This window comes from Mesorhizobium sp. CCNWLY176 (assembly GCF_037153935.1).
In the GTDB taxonomy this organism is placed as follows: Bacteria; Pseudomonadota; Alphaproteobacteria; order Rhizobiales; family Rhizobiaceae; genus Mesorhizobium_M; species Mesorhizobium_M zhangyense.
On record NZ_JBBBDZ010000024.1, the window covers coordinates 1 to 22,694 of the forward strand.

General features: G+C 57.1%; 26 protein-coding genes and 1 pseudogene. 3 read left to right on the forward strand and 24 right to left on the reverse strand.

What is annotated here, in order from left to right; all coding sequences use genetic code 11:
* From WBQ96_RS26405 to WBQ96_RS26425, 5 genes are all read right to left on the reverse strand, one after another.
* Positions 1-3,740 (reverse strand): phage tail protein (locus WBQ96_RS26405; RefSeq protein ID WP_336555770.1); only part of this gene is annotated, 3,740 nt, incomplete at its 3' end.
* Positions 3,741-3,744: 4 nt separating this feature from the next.
* Positions 3,745-4,206, reverse strand: a complete 462-nt coding sequence (locus tag WBQ96_RS26410) for a GNAT family N-acetyltransferase (protein WP_165121365.1) — start codon at positions 4,204-4,206, stop codon at positions 3,745-3,747.
* Positions 4,203-4,919, reverse strand: a complete 717-nt coding sequence (locus WBQ96_RS26415; protein WP_165121364.1) for a hypothetical protein — start codon at positions 4,917-4,919, stop codon at positions 4,203-4,205. Before WBQ96_RS26415 ends, WBQ96_RS26410 begins: the two co-directional genes overlap by 4 nt.
* Before the next feature lie 295 nt (positions 4,920-5,214).
* Positions 5,215-5,823, reverse strand: coding sequence for a hypothetical protein (locus WBQ96_RS26420; RefSeq protein WP_165121363.1), 609 nt, complete (start codon positions 5,821-5,823; stop codon positions 5,215-5,217).
* A 3-nt stretch (positions 5,824-5,826) separates the two neighbouring features.
* Positions 5,827-8,340, reverse strand: coding sequence for a phage tail length tape measure family protein (locus WBQ96_RS26425; RefSeq protein WP_336555767.1), 2,514 nt, complete (start codon positions 8,338-8,340; stop codon positions 5,827-5,829).
* A gap of 43 nt (positions 8,341-8,383) precedes the next feature.
* Here WBQ96_RS26425 and WBQ96_RS26430 point away from each other — a divergent pair, with 43 nt between their 5' ends.
* Positions 8,384-8,674, forward strand: a complete 291-nt coding sequence (locus tag WBQ96_RS26430) for a hypothetical protein (protein ID WP_336555765.1) — start codon at positions 8,384-8,386, stop codon at positions 8,672-8,674.
* Here WBQ96_RS26430 and WBQ96_RS26435 read toward each other — a convergent pair.
* From WBQ96_RS26435 to WBQ96_RS26515, 17 genes and pseudogenes are all read right to left on the reverse strand, one after another.
* Positions 8,671-8,850 (reverse strand): annotated as a pseudogene (locus tag WBQ96_RS26435) (phage tail assembly chaperone); the annotation flags it as partial. The gene WBQ96_RS26430 and the pseudogene WBQ96_RS26435 sit on opposite strands and share 4 nt — an antisense overlap.
* Before the next feature lie 20 nt (positions 8,851-8,870).
* Positions 8,871-9,086: a hypothetical protein gene (locus WBQ96_RS26440; protein WP_336555763.1), complete on the reverse strand. Its 216-nt coding sequence runs from the start codon at positions 9,084-9,086 to the stop codon at positions 8,871-8,873.
* A gap of 125 nt (positions 9,087-9,211) precedes the next feature.
* Complete coding sequence (locus WBQ96_RS26445; protein ID WP_165121398.1) at positions 9,212-9,643, reverse strand: phage tail tube protein; 432 nt, start codon at positions 9,641-9,643, stop codon at positions 9,212-9,214.
* Positions 9,644-9,716: 73 nt separating this feature from the next.
* On the reverse strand, positions 9,717-10,145 hold the full coding sequence (locus WBQ96_RS26450; RefSeq protein ID WP_336555761.1) for a DUF3168 domain-containing protein: 429 nt from the start codon (positions 10,143-10,145) through the stop codon (positions 9,717-9,719).
* On the reverse strand, positions 10,146-10,601 hold the full coding sequence (locus tag WBQ96_RS26455) for an HK97 gp10 family phage protein (protein ID WP_336555759.1): 456 nt from the start codon (positions 10,599-10,601) through the stop codon (positions 10,146-10,148). It lies immediately after the preceding gene.
* Entirely contained in the window at positions 10,601-10,954 is a 354-nt protein-coding gene (locus tag WBQ96_RS26460; RefSeq protein WP_336555758.1) for a head-tail adaptor protein, read from the reverse strand. The genes WBQ96_RS26455 and WBQ96_RS26460 overlap by 1 nt, the downstream gene beginning before the upstream one ends.
* The gene (locus tag WBQ96_RS26465) at positions 10,941-11,129 is read right to left on the reverse strand and encodes a hypothetical protein (protein WP_336555756.1); all 189 of its coding nucleotides are present in this window, start codon (positions 11,127-11,129) and stop codon (positions 10,941-10,943) included. Before WBQ96_RS26465 ends, WBQ96_RS26460 begins: the two co-directional genes overlap by 14 nt.
* Positions 11,129-11,641 carry a head-tail connector protein gene (locus WBQ96_RS26470; RefSeq protein ID WP_337035947.1) on the reverse strand — a complete coding sequence of 171 codons (513 nt, stop codon included), beginning with the start codon at positions 11,639-11,641 and terminating at the stop codon, positions 11,129-11,131. The genes WBQ96_RS26465 and WBQ96_RS26470 overlap by 1 nt, the downstream gene beginning before the upstream one ends.
* On the reverse strand, positions 11,583-11,849 hold the full coding sequence (locus tag WBQ96_RS26475) for a hypothetical protein (protein WP_336555752.1): 267 nt from the start codon (positions 11,847-11,849) through the stop codon (positions 11,583-11,585). The genes WBQ96_RS26470 and WBQ96_RS26475 overlap by 59 nt, the downstream gene beginning before the upstream one ends.
* A 44-nt stretch (positions 11,850-11,893) precedes the next feature.
* Entirely contained in the window at positions 11,894-13,174 is a 1,281-nt protein-coding gene (locus WBQ96_RS26480; RefSeq protein ID WP_336555750.1) for a phage major capsid protein, read from the reverse strand.
* Positions 13,175-13,272: 98 nt separating this feature from the next.
* A complete protein-coding gene (locus WBQ96_RS26485; protein ID WP_336555748.1) occupies positions 13,273-13,902 on the reverse strand; it encodes an HK97 family phage prohead protease in 630 nt (209 codons plus the stop codon).
* Complete coding sequence (locus tag WBQ96_RS26490) at positions 13,899-15,170, reverse strand: phage portal protein (RefSeq protein ID WP_336555745.1); 1,272 nt, start codon at positions 15,168-15,170, stop codon at positions 13,899-13,901. The genes WBQ96_RS26485 and WBQ96_RS26490 overlap by 4 nt, the downstream gene beginning before the upstream one ends.
* Positions 15,171-15,184: 14 nt before the next feature.
* Complete coding sequence (locus tag WBQ96_RS26495; protein WP_336555743.1) at positions 15,185-17,035, reverse strand: terminase large subunit; 1,851 nt, start codon at positions 17,033-17,035, stop codon at positions 15,185-15,187.
* Positions 16,983-17,390: a P27 family phage terminase small subunit gene (locus WBQ96_RS26500; protein WP_336555741.1), complete on the reverse strand. Its 408-nt coding sequence runs from the start codon at positions 17,388-17,390 to the stop codon at positions 16,983-16,985. Before WBQ96_RS26500 ends, WBQ96_RS26495 begins: the two co-directional genes overlap by 53 nt.
* A gap of 98 nt (positions 17,391-17,488) precedes the next feature.
* Positions 17,489-18,094, reverse strand: a complete 606-nt coding sequence (locus tag WBQ96_RS26505) for a hypothetical protein (RefSeq protein WP_336555739.1) — start codon at positions 18,092-18,094, stop codon at positions 17,489-17,491.
* A gap of 5 nt (positions 18,095-18,099) precedes the next feature.
* Positions 18,100-18,966 (reverse strand): DUF4747 family protein, encoded by an 867-nt coding sequence (locus tag WBQ96_RS26510; RefSeq protein ID WP_336555737.1) that lies wholly within the window; start codon positions 18,964-18,966, stop codon positions 18,100-18,102.
* Positions 18,967-19,054: 88 nt separating this feature from the next.
* Positions 19,055-19,399: an HNH endonuclease gene (locus tag WBQ96_RS26515; protein ID WP_336555736.1), complete on the reverse strand. Its 345-nt coding sequence runs from the start codon at positions 19,397-19,399 to the stop codon at positions 19,055-19,057.
* A 124-nt stretch (positions 19,400-19,523) separates the two neighbouring features.
* Here WBQ96_RS26515 and WBQ96_RS26520 point away from each other — a divergent pair, with 124 nt between their 5' ends.
* Both WBQ96_RS26520 and WBQ96_RS26525 read left to right on the forward strand, forming a co-directional pair.
* Positions 19,524-19,943 (forward strand): hypothetical protein, encoded by a 420-nt coding sequence (locus WBQ96_RS26520; protein WP_336555734.1) that lies wholly within the window; start codon positions 19,524-19,526, stop codon positions 19,941-19,943.
* 2 nt (positions 19,944-19,945) lie between these two features.
* Complete coding sequence (locus WBQ96_RS26525; RefSeq protein ID WP_336555732.1) at positions 19,946-20,752, forward strand: TIR domain-containing protein; 807 nt, start codon at positions 19,946-19,948, stop codon at positions 20,750-20,752.
* Between the two features lie 649 nt (positions 20,753-21,401).
* Here WBQ96_RS26525 and WBQ96_RS26530 read toward each other — a convergent pair.
* The gene (locus tag WBQ96_RS26530) at positions 21,402-22,382 is read right to left on the reverse strand and encodes a hypothetical protein (protein WP_336555730.1); all 981 of its coding nucleotides are present in this window, start codon (positions 22,380-22,382) and stop codon (positions 21,402-21,404) included.
* Positions 22,372-22,518: a hypothetical protein gene (locus WBQ96_RS26535; RefSeq protein ID WP_336555728.1), complete on the reverse strand. Its 147-nt coding sequence runs from the start codon at positions 22,516-22,518 to the stop codon at positions 22,372-22,374. The genes WBQ96_RS26530 and WBQ96_RS26535 overlap by 11 nt, the downstream gene beginning before the upstream one ends.
* Between the last annotated feature and the right edge of the window lie 176 nt (positions 22,519-22,694).

Genomic DNA, 22,694 nt, shown 5'->3' on the forward strand with positions numbered 1-22,694 from the left:
GCGATCTTGTTCGCGGTGATTGCACCCGCCGCGATCATGCCAGCCGTGATCGAGTTTGCCGCGATCTTCCCGGCCGTGATGGCGCCGTCGACGATCAGTTCCGCGTTTGCGCGCCGGAAAAGCCCGACATAGCCGACGCGCCAGGTTCCCGTTATTGTCGCCGGAAGGTTCACGTCGACTTGAGCAAAGACGGCGCTCGTAGGATCGGGCACGTCAATATTCATTGACTGCCTTACATAGTCCGATCCCGGTTGAGACGATGGAAACGTCATCGTCGAGGTTGAGACCAGGGACCCTGCAGCGTTTGTGAAGCGCACTCGGACTTGGATATTGCCGCTTGCGCCGACATTCTTGGTATAGGCCGCCAGCAGGAATTGATCGCCAGGAGCCACTTTAACGAAGTTGGAGTTGCCGGCCGCGATAGCATTCGTTCCGGTGACGGCCAGGGAATACCTGCCCGTATAGGAGGTTCCTGCCGATACGTTGTTATCGACGATCGTCCCGTTGGCGCCAAGGTTCCAGGCGGCGCCAGCGGCTTCAAATGCAGGCTCGATAGCGAGGTTGGTGTAGTCCGTCAGGATCATCTCACGGGCGGTGATCGTGCTGGCGACCAGCTTGTCGCCGGTAATGGTGCCCGCTGCGATCTTTGCGCCGGTAATGGAGCCTGCCTGGATTTTGACCGCGGTGATCGCATTGGTTGCGATTTCTGTTGCAGTGACGGAGCCCGCCGCGATCTTGGCCGTGGTGACGGAGTTCGTAGCGAGCTTGTCAGCGATGATCGATCCATCGACGATCAGTTCCGCAGTCGACTTGCGACGAAGCACCAGCGCTGCGGCGCGAACGGCATTCGTGCTCGGCACGTTGTTATACACAACGAAGCGGCCACGACGCGCCCCGGCGACAGCGGGAATATTCACCGCAACGTCGGTCATCGCCGTGTTTGTCGTATTGCCGACCGTATAGGAATTGAGTAGCGTCAGCGCGCCGGCCGCATCGACAGAGAACGTCTGGAACACCAGCGTGACATTGCCGCCCGAAAGGTTCCAGATAGTGCCCTTGGCGAAGTGCTCAACCGTATCCTCGATCGGGATATACCCCGTCGTGACATAGGTTTGCGTTGCCGGCGTATTCGGGACCGCAAGGAAATTAAGCCCGGTCTGTCCGCTGGCCGATGCAACGAATGAGTAGCCCGTAGCCGTTCCGCTGTAGAACGCCGGGTCAACCATATCGTAGTCGGGATAAATGTTGCTGTAGTCCTGAAGGAACAGCTTGCTGGCGATGATCGACTGAGAGGCGATTTCTGTTGCGCTGACCGCTCCAGCCGCGATCTTGCCGGCAACGATGGAGCCAGCAACGATCTTGTCGGAAGTCACCGCATTGGTGGCGATCGAGTTCGCAACGACCGCGCCCGCCGCCAGCTTGGGCGTCGAGATCGCCCCATCGCTGATCTGGGTTGAAGTGATCTCACCAACAAGATCGCCGGCAGCCGTGGCGGCTGTGAAGCCTGCCGCGCCCGAAGGCGAACCGGCATGGCGATAGAGCTTGCCGTCCGTTGTCAGGAACACCATACGCCCGGCAAAATTGCCCGTCGCCGGAAGCGCGCCAAGTATCTCGACCGGGCGAATGCCCGATGCGAACTTCGAGATGGTAAGAGCGGCATCCTGTATCTTGGCGGCGGACACCGCGCCGGAAGCCAGGATCGCTTCGGTGACCGCACCGACCTGAAGCTTTGCCGTCGAAACGGCCTCAGCCGCCAGTTTCAGTTCGGTGACCGCCTCATTCTCAAGCTTTGCCGCATCGATCGCCGCGTCCGCGATCTTGTTGCGGATGATGGCATTGTCGAAGATGTCGACAGAGTTGATTAGCAGTTCGAGCGTGGTGACCGCCAGCCAATCCGACCACAGGGTCTCGCGATCCGAACGCGGCAAATACCGGCCGCGAACCTGATACTCCGTCAACGGCAAAAGGTTCTGCGAGATGAGGATTGCGCCCGCTTCGGGGTTGTCCGTCCGGCCCCGATAGTCGACGGCTAGATTGCTTGCCTTACGAACCTCGAAAGCGACCGCTTCAACGTCGCGCTGATCACCGTCCCAAGCCAGGAGGATCGCCGGGCGTCGTTGCATGCCGGTGCTGTCAGTGATCGACGAAGCCGTGGCCGACCAGTCAATGATCGGTTGCGGAACGGGCCGGTTAGGTCCGACAGGCCCATCCACCGGCACTCGGTAATCGGTCCCATCATTCCAATCGAAGTCAGCCGGATCGACTTCGGTGAGGTCCACCATCACGTCGAGGTTGGCGCGGTCTATGACGCCGTCGACCCGGAATAGCTTGGTCACATAGCCATTGCGCTCTGAGGTCCAGGAAATGACATCGCCCGGCTCCAGCACCCAATATTCGGGTGGCAGCACAAAGGTATGGCGGCGCGCGCGCTGCGCTTCCTCGATCGCCGATTTCATCAGGCGCTGGACCTGATCTGCGTACGGCACGAAGTCGAAGGACACATCCGCCAGCAATCGGCGATTGCCCGACAGCACTTCGAGGTCGGCACGGTAGATCGGCGGCGCGACCTTGACGTTCCAGCCTTCAGCCGGGTTCGGATGCTTGGCCGTGATACCGTTGATGGTGTCGGCAAGACCGAAGAACGGCGTGAAGCTCTGCTCGTCGGTCGAGATGATCACGCCGTCGTCGATGTTGGCGACCAGCGCACCAGGCGCACCAACGAATAGCTTGTAGACGCCGCCGGCTTCCGAAAGCCTGGCCTGACATGTCGTCAGCAGGCCCTGGAATGCGTCGCCGAGCTGCGCGCTGACTGCAACCTCACCGCCACTGCGATAGGTCGGAACTGTTGCCCCGCCGGATGTGATCGGAGCGCGGCACTTCTGGATCTGTCCGATCCAGTGTGCAGCCGGCAGTCGTGCCGCTGTTACGCCCTGCAGGCCATAGAACCACTGCCCGGCATAGGTGATGCCGCGCCCGAGATTGTACATTTGGACGGCCGGCAGATGGTCGCCGTCACCGCCCCAGGTCGAGGGATCGGACCAGCGGTGCGTGCCGGAGCCGCCCGCCGTGCTGTCCTTGGAGAGGTCATAGAGCTTCGCGCCGTTGACGGCGAACTTGAACGAGGGAAAGCCGGTGAACAGATCTTCCTTGACCTGCGACGTGATGATCGCATAGGCGACGCCATGTCCAACGCGCGTGCTCTCATATGGACGCTCGGCGCTGGAAACTTCATTGACCAGATACGGATCGGCGACGGTCTGCGTGCCGTCATAGAACTTGATCCAAAGATTGTTGTCACCGCCGTCCTTTTCATACTCGACGATGTTCCAACCAGCATTGGAGATTGGAGGCTGGGTGAAGTCGGGAAGCGTTACTTTCTCGCCATTGACCCAGAGCTCGACCAATCCACCGATCGGCAGATCGGAAAGCGCGATAACCTGCGTCAAGTAAGCGTTTGGTGTTTTGCCAGCTTTGCCCCAGGTGTTCGCATAGACGAGCGAACCTGCGGTCGCCGTGTAGCCGAGCGGGAAGGAGCGCGGAACGTCGCCACCCGACTGCAGCTTGCCCTGAACAGCAAAGGACGGTCCTTCCGGCTGACCGGCGATTGCCTGCGCGGCGAGGTTTATGCCGATGCCGACCGCCGCCTTGAGCAGCAGCGTGCCGAGTCCGCCGGATAGGAAGGTGGACGTGAGAAGGCCGCCGATGCTCGTAGCAATGGCGGTGATCGTGGAAAAGATCATGTCGCTATAGAGCTTTCAGGAAGTTGGTTTCGGCGACGCCATAGCCGCGGCGAAGGTAGAGTTTTGAGACGACGGGATCGGCGCCCATGCCGGCCATGCCGGCAAAGGCACATCCCTGATCGCGCGACCACTTCTCATAAGCATCGAGCATGCGCACGGCAGCCGAACCGCGATGCGTGGGATCGATCCACCACAGCGTTTCCTGGCTGATCCAGACCGGGCCGAACATGTGCTCAAAAGCGCGCGCCATAAGCACGCCCTGCGCTCGGCCTTCCGGTGCGTAGACCAGGCAGAGCGCGCGAGGATCTGCGCAGTGCTGCTTGAACATGGCCTCGGCATAGGCAGCGACAAACGGGAATGTGAAGCCCGTAGGCCCGGCCCGATCATCAAAACCAGCACCGGAGCGCGAATCCTTCAGCAACTGAACGACACGCAGCCGGTCGTATTCCTTCGCTAGCCGGATCATCGGGTGCCACCGGACGATGAGGGGGCAGCTTCGCCGGCATCACGCCCGCTCGGTTTCACGGCGCCGCCGCTCGGCTTCGATACCGTCGCGATTTTTCCGGAGCTCTTGCCCCAGAACTGTTCCCACTCCCCGACAACAGCCGTGTCCTGATAGAAATTGTCGGTCGCGCTGCGCAGCTTCTGGCTTTCGTGGCTGCGCGTGTCGGGATTGGAACGGGTGATTTCCTGCGTGTGCGACACGCCGGTCAGTTCAACGCCACCGTTCTCATTTTCCGAGGGGGTCTTGATCTCGATGTTGTCGCAGAAGCCGACGAAACGGCAGGCAGCAGCGGCAACCATCTGGCGCGACACTGTGCTGAACAGGCCGCGATAGACCTCGATGCGCGCCTGTTTACAATCGTAAAGCCGCACGGCCTGCTCGACCAGGTCGTCGATCTGCGACATACGGATAGTAATCGACTGCACCGTCAGATTGGCGACAAGCGGAATGTCGTCGATGCCAATCAGCGTGCCGGAGCCGTACCAGTCGCGCGTGACATCAAGACCGGTATCGGGATTGACCACGGCCGCCGCGACGTTGCCGACATCGGACCAAAAGCCCACCGACTGCGGCGCGCCGGTCGAGCGGTCGCGCGCCACGATCCAGAGGAAGTCACGAGCCACCAAGGCACGCGCCTGTAGCGCCGCGAAGTTCGCAGCCGAAAGATTGCGCATGGATGATCCTGAAATGTGGGGGCGTTCAAATTGACGCTTGAAAGCAGCCTAAAAGGCTATTCTCACAGAGGCTTAATCGCCTATTCTGTAGTTTCGCGTCAGGCAGGAGAAGGCAACAGAATGCATTGCATGTTTCCCCAAGAGCAGGAGGCGTTGGAGATGTTGGCTGGCCTCCGGCCCAGGACATCCGAAGCCTGGGTCCATGTATGTCTGAAGAACCTTCACAAGGATGGCCTTTGCACCGAAGGCCCCAACTATCACCTGACCGACGAGGGGCGGATGCTGCTCCAGCAGATCACCTCGACTCAATCGCCTGAAAGCTGACGCTACCGCGTCCGGTCTGAAGATCAGCCGTTGACGATATCGACCCGGGAACGATCGTCATCAGGGTGTACGGTTTGACGATGTTGACGGCTTGGCCAACATCCGCAGCGGGCCAAAGATGCGGACGGATTTCAAACTGATTGGTTGGCGTTCCGGTTGCCGGCTCCTGCACGCGGTGGAGATCACGGCCGCCAACCCGGATCATGTCGCCGATGCTAAGACTGACACCGGCAAGTCCAGACACAGAAATAGCTTTGCGATTGGCATTGATCGTTGCGATTGAACCGACCGGCAGTGCTGACGAACCCGGATGCTTGATCGGCCGGCACCGAGACAGCGGCCATCCCCGGAATTGCTGAATGCCGTTTTCCATGACATCCAGGCGCGCCCGCCATTCGTCGAGTAGGTTCGGCGACAACGAGCGCGTGACATAGGAGGTCTTCCAGAGTGGCGAACCGAGATCCTTGGCCCGCGTGACGCCGTTGGCCTGCCGCGACTGCTCCTGTCGCCACAGCAATTCGAATTCTGTCGACCAGCCAGGGAAGATGTCGAGAAAATCGAGGGGATAGGTGATCGCCATCTGTTACCACCTACCGTTCGGTCTGCCCTTGACGATCATCTTGACCCGGGACTCGAATTCCATCTGCTGCTTGGCGACCACCTTCTGAAGCCGATCAACGGCAGCCGCATCTGCTCCGCGCGCGTCGATGACGGGTGCGAATGTCATGCTTGGACCGTTGTTCTGATTGGCCGGCGAATGAATGCGTGGCATGCTAGGAGCGCCTACAAGGCCGCCGTTGGCGTAGCCCTGCATCTTCCGCAGATTGTCGACACCTATTCGCTTCGTCGTCTCCGCATCGAAGACGTACTCGCCTTTGTGGACAATGCCGGCTGGCTGGTACTTACCTCCGGGGCCGGTGTAACCGCCTTTGTCGAAGCGTAGGCCGGCCCAAGGATCGGACCCGCCAGAAGCAAATCCGCCTCCGCCGCCTCCACCAATACCGAATAGCTGACCTATCAGACCGAATCCATTTCCATTGCCGCGACCGAACAAGTCGTTCATGGCTAGTTCTAGGAGTTGATCGCCGATCTTCTTCAGGACATTGGCAAACGCATCGCCCGCTGACGCACCACTAATCAGGTCATCAATGAACCCGCGCGTCGCATCGCGGCCGACGCTCATCCATTCCTGTAGATCCTGCTGGGCTTCTTCCGCCTTCCGCAAAGCTTCCGCCTGGCGAGCATAGGCGTCGGAGACCTCGTTGATCTTGGCAATCTGCTCGTCGGTAAGTTTGGCATTTTGCCAATCTTGGTCGCCCTTCTTGCGGGCTTCCTCGCGAACTTGCTTTAGAGCTTGCTGCTCGAGGTCAAAGGCAGTCTTCCGTTTGGTCTGAGCCTCAAAGGAAGCGCCAACCATCGCAGTTTCCTGCGCGAGTGCCGCCGTGCGTTGCCTGATAGCCTCGATGTCCTCAAAGAAGCGATCATCCGCAGTTTTAGCTGGAGCTTTAGTGCGCGGTGTCTTGGTCTTTTTCGACTTGTTCGGATCGAGCTTGCTGTCGTTGTCGTATCCGAAGCGGCGCCACATGGTGAGCGCGTCGTCATACTTCGACTGCGCATCGTCCATCCGATTGAAGCCAACACGATCTTGCGTCGGCGTCGTGTGAGCAAGACCGAGGGCGGCACGCTGAGCGCGCTCCAACTGATCGGCCAAACCTGAAATCTCAGCGATAGCGCCGGAGAAGTCCGGAGTAATTCCGGACAGCGCGGCGAGCGCATCCTTAAACTGATCGGCGGAAATCTTCCCGCTTTTCAGTCGGTCGATCAGGTCTTCAACATACTTGCGCTGCTCATCCGACAGTTGCGAGAGGCGGGAAGACACGTCCCGACCCAGAGCGTCCGCCATGTCGGCGATTGCTTTTGCGGCTTCGTTAACCGAGCCAGAAACACCACGAAGACTCTGTTCAGCGCTGTATGCCTCGTCCGAAGCAGCCTTTAGGTCCTGCGCGACCTTTTCAGTAATCCGGCCTGATAGAGCAAGTTGAGCAATCGTCTCCTGAAACTTAATCGCTTCTGGATTTCCGGCTTTAATCGAGGCGATGAACGCGTCAATGGCGTCCTTAGCACCAGAAAAGCGAGAGGAGAAAACCCCTTCCGCTCTGACAATATTCTCTATTGAAGTCTGCGCATCAGCCGATCGCCTCTTAAGGGCATCATCGGCATCACCGCGAAGACGTAGGTTTGCCAAAGCCGCACTCTCATTCGAGTACATTTGAGCGGCCTTGAGCGCTTCCTCGTACGCAGGTCCGAGACGCTTTATGTTTTCTTCGTGAGTCTTAAGAACCTCATCAACCGTTTTGACCTTGTCCTCGGCCAAGAATTGATATGCTGCAAGTGCAGCACCTGCGGCAACAATCGCTGCTGTAGCGAGAGGAAATCGCGCCACGAGCCCCATGACTGACTCGCCGATTGCTTTCAGAGATCCTTTGATGCCGTTCGGTCCGCTCTCAAGCGCGTCATAAATCTGGCCGGCCTGTGACGCGAAAATCTGCATCGGCGGCGCGCCGAGGGCAAACATGGTGATAACATCGTTGCCCTGCCGCGACAGATTGAGCATCTGGTTAGCGGTTAGCTTCGCCGCTCCTTCTGCCTTCTTCAGGACGTTGTTCGCGCTGTTTATTGCAACGACATTTCCGGCGAACGACGCCTTCTCTCGCATCACGGCGGATGCCATTTCGTTGGCACTGATAGCGCCAATGGCATGTGCGGTCTTTATGTCGCGCAGATTGGCGAGGTATGTCTGCTGCGCAGCGAACAGCGGGCTGTACTTGGCCCGCAACTGTTCAAGTGCCTTTCCCTGATCCGCAAGCGCCCCACCCCACTCTTTGGTGCCCTTAGATGCAATTCCAACCATGTCATTGATGCGGGACTGCAACGCAGTCGTCATAGATCGGTCGATGCCCTGTCCGACTCCGTCGAACTTTTTACGGATGCCGCTCGTGGTGGCGTCAATATCCTGCCCAAGCTGCCGAAGTTGCCTTTTGATCGACGTCAGATCAGTACTGACGCTAATCAGGATATCGTCGTTATTGTCAGCCATGCGGGATTCCTGATAAACAGCGGGTCGAGGGCTTGGGGGTGGCATGATGAAATGGCTTATCGGGACGGCCTGCGCGGCCATCATTCGTTCGGCGACCGCAGTAACGGGAACGGTTGCCTACAATTGGAAGAAAGAAAGCGACCGCGCGGCCGGCATTGCAGAGCGGGAAGCGGTCGCTGGATGCAACGGAATGATTGCAGATGGTGAGGGGCGAAAGGCAGGACGTGACGCGACAGGCTTAGAATCTGGCGCGCTACTCAGTCTTCGCCTCAGAGGTTGCCGCGACCAGTTTCCGTGGCTCGCCGCGCAAATCAACGCAATCGGCGTCGACTAACCGCCATACCGCCGCACCAGTTCATCAAGTTGATCGTCGCTCGGGCCTTCGGTTTTTTCCTCGCGCCCGTTGACCTTGTTGTAACCGTCAATGGCCGACATGTACTCAGTGAGGGTGGCGCGCCAGAATGTTTCTGGCGACCATTGAAGAGCGCCAAACGCGCTCCTCATCCACTCTCGCCAAGGGAAAGGCTTGGTTACGCCGCCTCTGCCTTCGCGGCGTCCCCGTTTCCCTCGTCATCCTCGAACTGATGCGCCAACGCCGAGTTGATCGCTTCGGCGCACTCCTTGAAGTGCTTAAGCTTCAGCTTCGATGCCGCCTTCTTGCCGTCACCCTTGATGGCCAAAAGTTCGACGGCTGCGGCAGTAGCTGCAGGCTCAACACCCGATAGCCGCTGAAACAGGTCGGCCATCGACTTACATTCCAGCCTGGTCGACACAGCGGACAACCCGGCCATAGTCGCAGCAATCACAAGGTCAACGTCGCCAATCTTCAGTGCGACTTCTCCTCGTGCGCCATTAACCTCATGTGCCATGATTATACCTCAGCTGCGAAAGTAAGAACGCCGGCCGCAACGAAGGTGGCATCAAAGCCCATCGTGCCTTCCTGCTCACCATTGAAGGTAAAGTCGGTCACGTACCAAGCGCCGGTAAACGTACCCAAGCCGGGGACAATAACCTTCGCATTGAAGACCGTCGCGTCGGTAACGTGCTGAATAAAGGCCGTCGAACTCGCGCCCGCCACATACTTGCCAGATCCTGAGAAGGTGCGGTTCTTGATGCCTGGAGTACCAGTTTTCTGCGGCGTATTAGCGGGAGTCACGCAGTCCGGAATCGTGGTGTCGACGTCGTTGGCCGACATGTTGAAGCTTCGCGTCTGAATGCCGCAAAGGTTCGAGAACACTTCCGGCTCGGCACCATCGCCGATCTGGATGAGCAAAAGACGGCCAGTCTGCTGGCCGGGAGTGATCGCCATGCGACCTTCCTTTCAAAGAAAAGGCCGCGCGATGGCGGCCTATATGTTGGGGGATTTTGGCTTTGATCTACGATTCAATGATCGCAGAGAACTCAACGATGCCGTGACCGGTGGTTCCGTCGGGATCGTAAAACACCCGCTCGCCGCGGTGCTCGAGCGTGACTAGCCGCTTAGTTGGCAAGGCGAGAGGATAGTTGTGCAACGCGTTCACTACTTCGAATCCTATCGCCCTAGCGTCCTGCAGTGCGCCGCCCCCGTTCGAAAGCGGATGACTATCGTCGGTCCAGACGTGGATGTTCAACGTTACGGATAGGCCGGAAATGCACGATGCGTCATCACGCGTGGAATACGCATCGTCGAGCACAACGTATGGGGCAACCATGGTCGCCGACGGTCTGTAAAAGACTTTGTTGGCGCCCATCAACGCCGTCAAAGGCGCGTAAGTTCGCAGCCTTGCCGTGGCCACGCCAATCAGCTCGTGTGTCGGTGCGGCCATTCATTTACCCAACGAGGTTTTGACGGCCTTGCTGATGGCCCGGCTGATTTTGGCTTTGGCGTTCTTGCGGTAGGACTTCCACGTCGGGAAAACATGCGGTTGCCGTATCGTCCCCGGATGCGCTGTTCCCGGAAACAGGCCGCCATTGATATGCGGAGCAGTTCCGAACTCCAAAAAACGCCAGATGTAGTCAGCGTAAACGGCCGTCGCGTCGGGATCTTTCGATTGCTGGCCGCCTACCGGCGTGATGCCTGGATTGTCAGCCTGCCGGGCGCCCTTAATGCTGGCTTTGTAGTCACCAGAAACACCAACTGGGGCGACCGCGGCAATTCGTTTCGCAGCTTCCTGAGCAACCTCAAGCTTGGCCTCTGCCGCCGCCTCGGTGACACCGGGCGTGATACGCTCAAGCTTTCGCATAAGGGCTTCGCGGCCAAGGACTTTTGTTTTGAAAGCCATTACGAACTTTCACCCGCTACGACGAGAAGTTCCAAATAGGCATTGCGCTCGTCGATATTCACGATCGCCTTGATGTTGTAAGTCACGCCCGTTCGGCTATTGACGGCCCGCCACGCAGGAGTGATTTCTCGCGTGCGGATGGAACTGCGAACGGTCAAGAGAAACGGCTGTACGCCGGTTAGGCGGGCGGCAATGACGGGCTCACTGCCCAGCCGAGGTGCAAGGCGTGCCGGCTCGGTGAACTGATCCGCGAACGGCCCGGTTATCGGATTGCCGTAGCCGTCGTCCACTTCGCCGCGAACCTGAAAGACAATGCGCTCTGACAGTGAGCCGGCGCCGCTACGTTTTCTCATCGGCAACCTCCGGCTTCTCACCTTTACGTGGTGTCTTCAACCGCACGGCCTTGCCCGCAGCAACGGCGGCATCAGCCGCCGCGCGCGTGACATTGCCCATCCAACCGGCCTTGTAGGCAATCGTGCTTCCGGGAAGTCGAAAGTCGTAGTCGGCCGTAAAGCGGAGCCAAGGCATTAGGTGTAAAACCTATAGTTCGAGAGAAGGCTATCGAAAGCCGACCAGTCAGCATCATCGACACTGCCGCGGTTCTCGTAGAGATCCTCGATGCGTAAAAGCATTGCGTGTTTCACGGCGGGTGGGCAATTGGTGAATCCAGCAACGGCCGTAAGGGTAATGAGCGAACCGGGCTGTGTAGCCGGCCAAGACTGGCCGTACTTCAGAACGAGGCCGTCGCCACGTAACTCGAAAACCGTGTCTGGCAACGCCGTCACAACACCGGCCGTATCGACATACTCGATGTCAGCGTCGGTCACTGGTGTGACCGGCAAGCGCGCCATGTCGACCCAGCATGTCGCCTTAGCCTCGATAACCTGAGACGCAAAACGCGCGCCGCAGTATTTCTCGACGTGGTCGCGTGCAGCGGCAATGATGCCACCAATCAGCACATCGTCGTCGTCATGGAAGAGGTTAAGATGCCGCTTCGCCTCGGCCAGCGATATCGGCTCCGCCGACGGCGCTGTCGTCACCTTCGGTGGATACCACATCGGGTTTGCCCTTCTTTCGCTTTTCGATGACGGGCGTCGAAACAGCGCGCTCGATCGTTACGTCAGCGGCAAGGATCGCGTACCCGGCTTGGATTAACCGGATTGCCTCACCCTGCGGAAAGTCGCGCTCGTCGCCGGGCGCGAGCGAATATTCATTGCCAGATAGGCCGATCAACATCTTGATTTTCATGGTCTCTCCTTGGAAGGAGGCGGGCCGAAGCCCGCCATCCAAGATTAGGCAGCAGCCATTATGAGGTGCTTGACTGCAGCGGTATCGCCGAGCTCACCGTCGAATCGGATCAAGCCAGCGATGCCGAGATCCGGCCAGAAGCGCTCGCGAAGGACGCCGATGACCGGCGAGCCGACCTTGCGGACGAAATACTTCGAAAAGTCACCGAAGATCACCGGCTTCGCAGACGCGGCGATGAGCGGAACGTCGTCGTTGATCTCGTAGCGGAAACCAAGCAGCGTGCCAGGCTCGCCCTTCTGGATGTCGCCGGCCGACCAGATGTAGCGGCCTTCAGCGTCCTTCAGCTTGCGGATGGCAGCGAGCGTTAGGTCAGCGAACTGCCAACGGGTCTTCGGCGAACGACGGTAAGCCGCGTTGACCGAGTGCAGCAGGTCGATGAGCTCATCCGTGGTCAGTGCTGCGGATGCGGCTGCGGTCTTGCCGAGCGAGGACGCGGTCACGACACCATTCGGGTCGCCAGTGCCATCACCGATCGTCAACTCGCGGTTCGCGATACGGCCAAGACGTTCGCCGAGCAGGCTGCCGAGAAGCGACTCCATATTGAAGATCGAGTCAGCGGCCAGTTCCATCGAGAACTTCACGAACTCGGTGTCGTAGACGTAGGCGGCCAGTTCCTTGTTACCGAAGACAGCGTCCTGCGAACCATCATCCGCAATCGCAGCGCCTTCAGTATGCTTGGCGCCGGTCTTGGACGTGTCGTCGATGGTCGGGATGTTGATGACATTACCGCCCGAGGTCGTAATGACCGTGGCAATGTCTTCATTGTACATCGGACCCCAGTCCTTCATCGAACGGATGATGAAGTCTGCGAGTTCGACCGGCACGGTATAGCCGCCGGCAGAGGCGGTTCCGGTGTTCTGGGCGCGGAATTCCTTTGCGGACTGCACACCGGCCTTCAGAATCGTACGCTCTTCAGCGTCGAGCTCGTCCAGCGAAGCGCCACCAGCGAGGAACTTGTAGAATACCTCGCGGTACTCCTTCTTTTCGCCTTCGTCCTGGCCACGCTGCTCTGAATCTCCGGAGTTCGGGCGCTGTCGCTTGCGCTCTTCTTCGGCAGCAGCGTTAATGCGGGCTTCAGCTGCAGCCATGCACTGTTCACGTTCAATGGTTTTCTCGATCTTGTCGAAGTCAGCCATGATTGCGTCGTGACGTGCATCAAGCTCAGCGGCACGGGTTTCGTCGGTATTCTTCTTGATTTCGGCAAGCGCTTCTCGAGCCTGCGTGACGAGAACGCCGCGCTTTTCGTTCAATTCTTTGAGAGACATAAATCTACCTTTCGGGAATAAAAAAGGCCCGCCGAAGCGAGCCGCATGTGATGAAATGGCAGGACTGTTCGTCCGTGCCCTCCGGCTAGGCCGGGTGACTACGAAGCGTCCTGCCGGATGCCCCGAATTCTCTGTTCTTGCTGCGCCGCCCGCTCGGCTATGCGCCGTCGTGCGGCCGCAGCATTCTCTTCCTTGCGCTTAGCTCCATCGCGGACGGCATCGAGTTCTGCACGAGCAGACTCTAGGGAACGCGCGGCCAGCGAAGTGTCAGGATAGGCAGGGTTGGCTGTAGCGGTCACCTCGTACAGTTCGGCCTCGATGACCGTCCTATGCGGAATGTCGCCAGTGTCGTTCCACTCCTGCTTAGTGGCTCGGAAAGCAAAACTCATTCCAGCGACATCTCCGCGAGCAACGAGCGTCCACAGGTCGTTACCGTCCGACGTATCGGGAACATCAATCTCAACTCTGAGGCCGTGATAGTCCTCCGACAGACGCAACGTTTTTGATTTCGTACGGCCGAGCACCCGACCCATATCATGGTCGTAAAGCGCCAGAATGTCGCCGCCGATAGCCTTGCTAAATGCGCCTGGCGCAATGCGCTCAACGAAATAGTCGCCAATCGTGGTGTCACTATTCCAAACGGCTGCGTAACCGATCAGTGTGCGCTTACCGTCAGCGTCGCGCGTCTCAACGCCAAGGCAGCCGCCGCGTTTCTCTATGTCGATCATGCGGCCGCTGCCTTCTCGTCTGGTTCGATGTTATCATTGGCTGGCACGATATCTGTCGACGTCGGTTGTTTGCCCAGCGGTACCGTCGCGCCCTGAATCAGCAGATCGTTGCCATCCTTATGGGCCGGTCTGTTTTCCAATGCCCTCGCCTCATTGGGCGTGATGATCGCGGTTTGAATACCGCGCGCCAGACCATCCATTCGGGTCTTGAAGTCACCGCGCAACAGACCATCCAGATTGTGCTCGACATAGCGACTGGAGTTTCCGCGGCCGAACAGTTTCAGATTCAACTCGCCTTCAAGCGCCTCAGCCCATTGGCCGATCAGATGCTTCACTAGGTGTAAGTCCTGCTGCTCTGCATTCGTAAAGGTTGCCCTCGAGAGGTCTTGCAGGAATATCGGCGGTAGCTGATAACCGCGCGCAATCTCTTCAACTTGGAACCGGCGCGCCTCAATCATCTGGCCCTTCGCAGGGTCCAGACCGACAGCGTTTAGTTTGTATCCAGCCGGAATCGGGAAGATCGGCTCGTTGGCATTCTTTGCGCCGTCTACGGCACGTTTGATGTCTGCTTGTGCCCGCTTAACCGCATCCGCGCCTGCAGGGAGCGGGCCTTCAAGAGCAAGAGGCGGAACACCGCCACCGGCAAAGAAGTTCGACCCATAATCGTTCATCGCCAGAGCAAGTTGGATCGCTTTCGCCGACATGGCGATCGGGCCGTAGTGTTTCAGTCCGTCCGCTTTCAGCATAAATGGGACGTCGATAACGTCTGCCGCAGGATATTCCTTGTTCTCGAACTGGTAGACGACTTTGCCGCCGTGTCGCTTCACGACAGTCTTTGTCGGGTCCATGGGCCACAAGGCTTCGATGCCTTGGGGAGTGCGCTCAATCCAAGCCAAGCCACGGCCGCCGGTAAAGACCTGCTGCCAGAAATATTGCCGGAACTTAAAACTGTCCTGGCCATCATTTGGCGCATCGTGGACAACGGATTCGAGCTTACCGCTAATCTTCTGCGGTCCGTCTTTTGTCGTGCGGTACGCGTGGAGCGGGAGTGCTGCTAGCGTGCGCGACAGGAATGCGACGGCCGCCCAGACCGCAGGCACTGTCAACGCCCGATCGATTGTGACGTTAGGTAGATTTGCCGACTGTACGCCGAAGAATGCCAAGAAATTCTCGGCGCTCACCGGTACGGTTGGATTTTCGATAGTATTCCGCGATTCCGTTGCGTTAGCCACGAACTCTGACCGCTCTTGGCGGCGAAATGGCCACATGAATGGGCCTCCAATTATGCTGCCAATGAGAATTCAGGATCATCCCAAGGGGATGTTGCCTGTACGGCGTCGAATTCATATTCCGCTGCGCCTGTCGCCATTGCGATCGTGACCATTCCATCAATTCGACCACGGGATCGCTTCTTGTCGAAGGCTCTGTTGCCCTGGCCATCCGCATCCAAGAATGCATTGCCAGCGCACATATAACTGACCGGCGACGCGTCGATGGTGATTGTCTTCGCTAGAATACGATCCTCCAGCTTCTCAACGGATCTGGGCATGCAGAGCGCCCTATCCTCGAACACGATGCGTTTGCCCTGCCCGTGGGCGACCAGCTTCAGGCCCGTACCTTCTGGCTTGTCGTTGCCTTCGAATTTCCACACGGGAAATCCAATCTGCTCGCATGCTGAAATGAAGTCGGCCATCCCGGCGCTGTCAAACGCGAGGAATTCAACCTCATGCTCGGCACAGAGTTTTTTGACTTGTTCGGCCACGAAGGTCTTGTCGATTACGGCGCCAGATACGGCAGTGAAGTCCACCAATGGATCAGCCGCCCACTCGACATATTTGGCGTTGTCGGCGAGTGCGCGTTCCTTCAACCCGCTCTGCGTGGTCCAGTAGTACGTCTTGGCGTAAAGGTGTCCAGCTTCATCCCGCCAGATGGCCGTTAACGCTGTAAGGTCGTTTTTGTCTGATAAGTCCAGCGAGAGCCAGCAACGTCGGCCCTTCATTTTAATGACGTCCACTTTGCCCTGAACGGCAGACCAAGCTTCTTCCGCAATCCAGAAATCAGCGGCGCCGATTGGAATTCCGAAGTATAGGCGCTTCACCGAAAATGCGGTTGATAGCAGCACGCGCGCTGTATTGACCTCGCCACGGATGTTCTCGATCGGAAATGTCACGCCAAGGGCTGGCAGGGATTTCTGCCAGACCTGCTCATTGTCGAAGACGATTTCACGGTCCGCCTTGTCGACCCGCGCGATGAATGCAAATGCCTCATCGTCGTCGATCTCGCCGAGCACGACCTTCTGATAGAATTCCGAATACTCCGTCCCGACAATCTGCGTTGATGCAGGAGTGTTGGTGCCGAGCAGCATCAAAGCATCACCAGGCATCTTCGCAATGGCGCGCTTCCACGTCTCGATCGATGAGTTGTCGCGGAACTCGTGGATCTCGTCGGCTGCAACCATAATGGGACGCGGACCGCTGATCGCCTGTCCGTTGGCCAGGGACTGGAACTTGCTCCCGACTTCCGGGAATTCAATTTTCCACGCGTTGTCGCCTTCACCACGGATGACCACATCGCCACGAGAGACTAGGGTATCTTCAGCATCTTCCTCGCCGCCAGGGATTGGAGCCCGGCACATCGCAACGGCGTCCTTAAATAGGACGTTCGCTGTCGCACGATCCTGACCGATGGAGTAAACCTCGGCGCGTTTTACGCCGTAGAAGCCTCCCATGTATAGGCCGGTGGCGGCCATCCATGGCGACTTAGCCTGGCCCTTGCCCGTCTCAACCCAAGCCGACCGGAAACGCATTCGGCCGCTATCTTTTCGCCAGCCGAACAAGCTGCCCGTGCAGAAAACCTGCCATGGTAGCAAGTTGAACGGCTTGCCTTCCGCAGTGCCGGCCGTGATGGAGAGAACTGCCGGTGGAAAGCCGATTGCGCGATCTGCGAACTCTGGCCTCCAGTGAAGCCCCCTTGCCTGACCGTCCTTCAAATCCCGAAGATGACGTTCTGCAGCGGCGATATGGTGCTCGCCAGCAATGATCTTTCCCCCAACAACGTTGGTCGCGTAATCCGTAACTGGGTCAGTCTGCTGCCTTGAGGTAGGCGTCCGCCGCGCGGGTTTTGGTTTTGCCACGCTGCACCTTAGTTGTCTTTCCGCGGCTTACTGGGTCCAATCCAAGTTTGGATTCGAGGACCACGATGCGGGCATCTGCCTGCTGCATAGCCGACCAGTAGGGGTTCCATTGCCCGACTTTGGCGCGTTTGTTTGAGAGTATGGCGCCGTATGCCGCTACATGCCGTGCTGCCTTCCGATACTGCACTCGAAATTCCACGAGCCGGATAACCGTGTGAGCGTTCGCATCTGCCAGTGTTCCGGCCGCTTGAAGATCAGCCATGACCGCACGCCATTGATCCCCAGCCTCAGCAACATCAGTGCTTTCCGGGAAGATCGAAGTCCAGTCAGGGGCGATGATTTGCTCGTTTGACATGATCATCCCCCCATCTCAAATTTCATTGCAGTGCAAACGCAGGGGCGACACGGGTGCGCGGTCGAAAGGTTGTGGGCATTCGACCCACCCCTCCCAAGCTAACGCCCTTGACGCCTGTCGGCTGGATTGTTTTCATTTGAGGATGCTGCAGGTCCATCAGCAGGGTCGCGAATAAGCGCCAATCTATAAACAACCATTGACGCGCCTACTATTAGAAGAAACGAATAGATTAGCAGAAGATATCCCAAGAACGAACCCGCCGCGCGGACATACAAAAACATTGTTTGGGCTTGTGGGTAGTACGGTGAAATTGCTTGGAAAAAATCAAAGGCCCAGGAGCCGCTGAATAGAAATGCACAAATCAACGCACACACCTGGACGAATATAAAATGAAAAAAGGTTGCGTTGACTTCCTCTAGGCGGGTTACGCCACTCAAATTCTTACTACCTTGCAGGGCGCCTTTCAAACGTACGTTAATTAGGCTAAACAAGATGGCATACGTTCCCAGCGAAAAGCCCAGCAAACTTGGGATGATTGATTCCGCGAGAGGAATCCATTTTGCCTCGAGCCAAACGGAATAATTTAGCGCCGTTATCAAGGTTGCCAACTGGAACAACGGTGACAAAAGAACAGCGCGCCACCCACCGTAAGCTTTGAAATATTTGCCAAGCCATTTCAAAAATGGGCGCACTTGTGCAAACATTCTGCCTACCCGTTTGGAATGATGCCTCGGAGCAAGGCAAAGAAGGCACTCCGTTCCGAAGTGACTTCGGGATCATATCTCGCCTGAACGATATCAGGAAAATCCTCAGTCGATTTCCGCACTGCGCCGGTATCGTCGCGGCCCTTAACTTCCACCTTGCCGTTTTCAAGCGCAACAGCACTCACTTGACGGATTTCGGGGGTTGGCTGGATAGAAGAACCGATGTCGGCCTCGTAGGTCAGCGTGATGGATCTGCTATGCGTGACTTCCAGGTGCGCTTCAATTTGTTCATCGAAGTCATCCGAAAAAATATCCGGATTAGGTTTTAGAAGAGTGATCTTGATCTCACTTATCTTTTTGAGCGAAAACAATCGCTCAAGTCCTTCAGCGTGCTGAACAATTGAGATTTTGGCCTCACCAAAGCTCGCCATTACAGCCATATCGCGGGATAAGCTGCTGAAGAATTTTAGCGCCGAACCAGGCGTAAGCCACTTACCATTGGAATAGTCCTGAAATGCCAGCTGGTGTTTGGCAAGATCAAATTCAAAATAGAATGTTGCGGCATTTGGGTTCAGGTTTGCGGGGATACTGATTTTCGATACTTGGTCATCTGTTGCCTCCTTCATTTCAGAGGTATTGAACCAGGTTCCTTCGGTATCGATTTTCAAGAACGTCGTTATAATCCCGGAAATGAATCCTTGTTGCTCTTGGCGCGAGTCAAGCTGACTAATCATGCCATAACGATCGCCATGCACATGGCCAATCGCCCTCAGGTCATAGATTTTCCTAAGAAACGCCGAATACCTTTCACGCGAATGTGGATGAAGCCGAATATTAAGCTTGCCCGCAGAAATTTTGAGCTTACGCGCCATTTTCTCTCCCCAACCCTAGCGTATTCAATCCGCTATTTTGGTCGGAGTCGAGCCTGAAGGGGCCCGCGATGCACTGTTTTTTACTATGCTAGACGTTCCATGGATGTTTCAGATCAACCGGCCTGCCGTTGATGTCCGACCCGATTGAGTAGCCCCGCGCCTCCTCGCGCTGGACTAGCGCGTCGTGATGCGGAGCACATATGCTTTCGCGGTTATCGGGATCAATAAACAGGGACCATTCACCTTTGTGCGGCTGGCGGTGATTCACGACCGTTGCCTCGGTGACCGTGTCCGATTGCAGGCAGCGTTCGCATAGCGGCTGTAGGGCCAGTTGCGTTTGGCGAGCGTCCTTCCAGACCTTCAGGCCGTACCAGCGCCGGTAGGCTTGGGCTTCTTGGCTGCGGGTATGGGAGCGCTTGTGGCTTCGAACCATGTATCCTTCAAATTGGAAAGGGTTCACAAGTATTTGTTTGTTGACGAGAGAATTTCCACTACACAGGTTCTCGTTTCGTTCAACGAAATCTTGTATGCTTCATCGTTGCGATTCGGAAATCAAAATGAACGAAGAGAAAATTGCACATCTACAGATGATTCAGGGCGTCGTCGGGCGGATGGCTTCCGACATCCAGACATTGAAGAACCTAGCTATCACTATAACTGCTGCGATTATTGCGCTGGCGCAACCGACGGGGAGCATCAAGCTCGTTACAGCCTTAGCCGGCATGGTTCTCCTCGCCATCTTCTGGTACCTCTCGGCACACTATCTCCACATAGAGAAGGCATATCGATACATCTATGACGAGGTTCGAAAGGGTAAAGAAGAGATAGAACCCTTTACCATGGCATGGCGCAATTTCGCTCAAAAGGTGGATTCACCTTGGAAGCTGTCCCTGTCGATAACGCTGCTTCTTCCGTATTTGGGAATAATCATTGTTCTGTTGTGCATGGCGTTGTGGCCCTGCTTTGTGGAAGTTTGATAATGTCTGAGTACAAATCCTCGCTGGATCAAGCGGAAATACTTCGCCTGGCCATTCTGAGATCAATCGCGAATCCCAGCAAGCCGACGCCTCCCAGCTTGGCTTCATTGTTTGGTCCAGCGTCTTCGCCTCAGCCGTCAAGCCTTCTGGGCCTTCTTGGAAGCATGGCAGCAATGCCGCCAGCACTGTTGAAGTCCGTCCGCACACCAAGAAAAGTATTCTTTTCGTTTCACTATGACGACATCATCAGGGTCAACAATGTCCGCAATATTCGTGAATTCCAGGACGGCACAAGCATTGAAAGTCAAGCGTTTTATGATCGCAGCCTCTGGGAGAGTTCAAAGCGAGCCAATCCTGAGAGCTTAAAGCAACTTATCAGAGAAGGAATTAAGCACTCCTCTGTTGTCTGCGTCCTGATAGGAAGAAATACTTGGGAAAGACCCTGGGTTCGATATGAAATAGGAAGAAGCGTTATAGAGAACAAAGGACTTCTGGCGGTTGACCTCAACGGAGTACGTCACCATCGGGATCTTTGTCCTGACATTCGCGGCCCAAACCCGCTCGACTATATGGCCGTCGGCAAGATGCACGACGGAACATTTAGGCTGTTCGAGTTCACGCAGAGTGGCTGGGTTCGTTACGGCAATTACTTACACGCGGTGTCTTTGCCGCATTATTTGCCCATGCCGCAGGTCGACTATGTGACGCCACTCTCGCGTGGAACCATTCGGTACGATTTTGCTCAGCAGCAGGGCGCAAAGAACTTGGGGGCATGGACGTCACTTGCGGCGACTATGGCACGTCGATAGCGCGCACGGCTGCCACGACGCAGCAAGTCTGGGCTTCCCCGCATTCCGAAATGGCGCCTTGTGAGCCTGAGGCATTTCTGATCTTTTGCGGTTGGGCTTAAGGGGGGAGCGATGCGTTGCGGCGTCACGATAGCGTTAGCACTTGCTGTTTTTTTGCAGCCACCGTCGGCGTTCGCATTTTGCTCTGAACCCTCGGCTCCATCCTGTGCATCTCGATATGGATCGTTCGATGATGAGTGGGATTTCGACAGTTGCAAGCGCGAAATGGAAACTTATCGATCAGAAGTCGAGGATTTCATCTCTTGTAACAACAATGAGGCCCAAGAAGCTGTCGATCAGGCGCGAAGCGACAATGAAAACGCGGCGTCTGCTTACGGTACAGCCGTCGACGACTTCAATAGAAGGACACGGCAGTAGTCTGTGAATGATATCGAGACCGCCCCGCTCAACTGCTAGTCCCTTGCGACCTGCAGGAGCGGGGCCACACCGCTTCGCGATCTCGCGCGCTGCGGTGGAGTAGTTACCCAGCCCTCGTCATGATCGGAGCCGGGGCGACCGTGGTCGCAAACTGGAAGAGCCGCCCGAGGCGGCTCTTTGGGGTTTCTACCCCTGTCAGTTTATAAGGGTGCTTGGCGGGAGAAATCCGACCCTATGCGGCAATCTTTTTTATCACTGCGGCAAGATTGTCGTTGGCCACACGCAATAGGCGCTTACCGGCCTTTTCGGCATAGGCACCCGAATGCCCCATGGCGCGTCCGATATCGCCAAGGTTCTTTGCCTTCATTGCGGCATCGATAACCTGTACGTCGGCCTCCAGCATCTCAGATCTGACGTTGCGCCATTCCTCGCGGCTTGCGAGCCCTGAGCAGTCATCCTGCCACGATGGTGCACCGCCGGCGGCACACCTACCTTTCTTCATGCCGAGAAAGAGGTCGGCAACACGAGCCGGGGCGTATGGGAGACCGGTCGGACATTTCGTAATTTTGGGCAGTACGGGCGTGTTGCCGTAAGCCTGGGCCAGCATCTTGGCAGCTTCGGTGCGCCTGTAAGACTTGCCACCTTTTGATAGCCTTGCCTTTACATTCCGGGCGGGCACGGCATTCAACATTTCCGCGAAAGACGAGTTGCTGGCGCCAGAGACGGACGAACCTCCGCCTTTTTCCTTGCGCTGACGCTCTCGAGTTCCGAGCATCGCGCCTGTCGGCATTGCGGCGGAGAACTCCACGATCTTGCCGTCCTTTCGCTTAAAGGCTTTTTCAGTTTGACTGCCATCTGAAAAGCGAAGCGTTCCCATCCTGATTATTTGGCAAGTAGCGTTGCGTTCGACATCATCAGAATTCGCTGCCTTCATGATCTGCCCGACCGATGGCACGATCTCGCGGGCCATCTCGGCGTCATAGTCGCGTTCCTCCTCATCGGCGCCTTCCGGCTTTGAATTGTCATTGGCTGCGACCAGCGACCAGTTTGAGTTCAACGGCTCTTCTTCTGTTTGATCGCGCCAAGCCCGCAGTGGCTCAAACTGCTTGGCCTTCTGATTGCGACGCGGTTTCGACGGTGCCGATTTGCGCTCAAGATATGCGGAGAGACCATCGAGGAAGGAGCGGTATTTCGTTTCGTGGTCAGGCTGCATCTTTTTCCTCCAGCGGGCAATTGTCATTCGCGGCGACATACGGCCGTGGTGTAGGTGCATAGATCCCAGAAGCGGCGGCGTTAAAACGGTCCAATCCTGTGACGCCATCCGACGGCAGATGAAAGTCCTTGGTCATTGCTGGAGCCGGGCCGCGCCAGGCGGGCGCTCCCTGTTGGCGATGAGTTCTAAGGGGTGGCATCAGAAATCCTTTGAGACTTTGCAGGGGGCGGACACCGGAAGGGCTTCCAGCCACTTCCAGGGTGTTCCACCCTGTGGGGGGTATAAGGGGGGTGGAAGAACAGGGGGGTGGTA

Excerpts from the sequence above, each read along its gene's own strand:
- WBQ96_RS26520 (WP_336555734.1), top strand. The coding sequence starts at position 19,524 with ATGAACGAAGAGAAAATTGCACATCTACAGATGATTCAGGGCGTCGTC.
- WBQ96_RS26510 (WP_336555737.1), bottom strand. The coding sequence starts at position 18,966 with ATGGCGCGTAAGCTCAAAATTTCTGCGGGCAAGCTTAATATTCGGCTT.
- WBQ96_RS26515 (WP_336555736.1), bottom strand. The coding sequence starts at position 19,399 with ATGGTTCGAAGCCACAAGCGCTCCCATACCCGCAGCCAAGAAGCCCAA.
- WBQ96_RS26475 (WP_336555752.1), bottom strand. The coding sequence starts at position 11,849 with ATGAAAATCAAGATGTTGATCGGCCTATCTGGCAATGAATATTCGCTC.
- WBQ96_RS26530 (WP_336555730.1), bottom strand. The coding sequence starts at position 22,382 with ATGCAGCCTGACCACGAAACGAAATACCGCTCCTTCCTCGATGGTCTC.
- WBQ96_RS26460 (WP_336555758.1), bottom strand. The coding sequence starts at position 10,954 with ATGAGAAAACGTAGCGGCGCCGGCTCACTGTCAGAGCGCATTGTCTTT.
- WBQ96_RS26450 (WP_336555761.1), bottom strand. The coding sequence starts at position 10,145 with ATGGCCGCACCGACACACGAGCTGATTGGCGTGGCCACGGCAAGGCTG.
- WBQ96_RS26485 (WP_336555748.1), bottom strand. The coding sequence starts at position 13,902 with ATGATCGACATAGAGAAACGCGGCGGCTGCCTTGGCGTTGAGACGCGC.
- WBQ96_RS26505 (WP_336555739.1), bottom strand. The coding sequence starts at position 18,094 with ATGTTTGCACAAGTGCGCCCATTTTTGAAATGGCTTGGCAAATATTTC.
- WBQ96_RS26455 (WP_336555759.1), bottom strand. The coding sequence starts at position 10,601 with ATGGCTTTCAAAACAAAAGTCCTTGGCCGCGAAGCCCTTATGCGAAAG.
- WBQ96_RS26535 (WP_336555728.1), bottom strand. The coding sequence starts at position 22,518 with ATGACCAAGGACTTTCATCTGCCGTCGGATGGCGTCACAGGATTGGAC.
- WBQ96_RS26410 (WP_165121365.1), bottom strand. The coding sequence starts at position 4,206 with ATGATCCGGCTAGCGAAGGAATACGACCGGCTGCGTGTCGTTCAGTTG.
- WBQ96_RS26480 (WP_336555750.1), bottom strand. The coding sequence starts at position 13,174 with ATGTCTCTCAAAGAATTGAACGAAAAGCGCGGCGTTCTCGTCACGCAG.
- WBQ96_RS26440 (WP_336555763.1), bottom strand. The coding sequence starts at position 9,086 with ATGGCCGACCTGTTTCAGCGGCTATCGGGTGTTGAGCCTGCAGCTACT.
- WBQ96_RS26415 (WP_165121364.1), bottom strand. The coding sequence starts at position 4,919 with ATGCGCAATCTTTCGGCTGCGAACTTCGCGGCGCTACAGGCGCGTGCC.
- WBQ96_RS26425 (WP_336555767.1), bottom strand. The coding sequence starts at position 8,340 with ATGGCTGACAATAACGACGATATCCTGATTAGCGTCAGTACTGATCTG.
- WBQ96_RS26490 (WP_336555745.1), bottom strand. The coding sequence starts at position 15,170 with ATGTGGCCATTTCGCCGCCAAGAGCGGTCAGAGTTCGTGGCTAACGCA.
- WBQ96_RS26430 (WP_336555765.1), top strand. The coding sequence starts at position 8,384 with ATGATGAAATGGCTTATCGGGACGGCCTGCGCGGCCATCATTCGTTCG.
- WBQ96_RS26525 (WP_336555732.1), top strand. The coding sequence starts at position 19,946 with ATGTCTGAGTACAAATCCTCGCTGGATCAAGCGGAAATACTTCGCCTG.
- WBQ96_RS26500 (WP_336555741.1), bottom strand. The coding sequence starts at position 17,390 with ATGTCAAACGAGCAAATCATCGCCCCTGACTGGACTTCGATCTTCCCG.
- WBQ96_RS26420 (WP_165121363.1), bottom strand. The coding sequence starts at position 5,823 with ATGGCGATCACCTATCCCCTCGATTTTCTCGACATCTTCCCTGGCTGG.
- WBQ96_RS26465 (WP_336555756.1), bottom strand. The coding sequence starts at position 11,129 with ATGCCTTGGCTCCGCTTTACGGCCGACTACGACTTTCGACTTCCCGGA.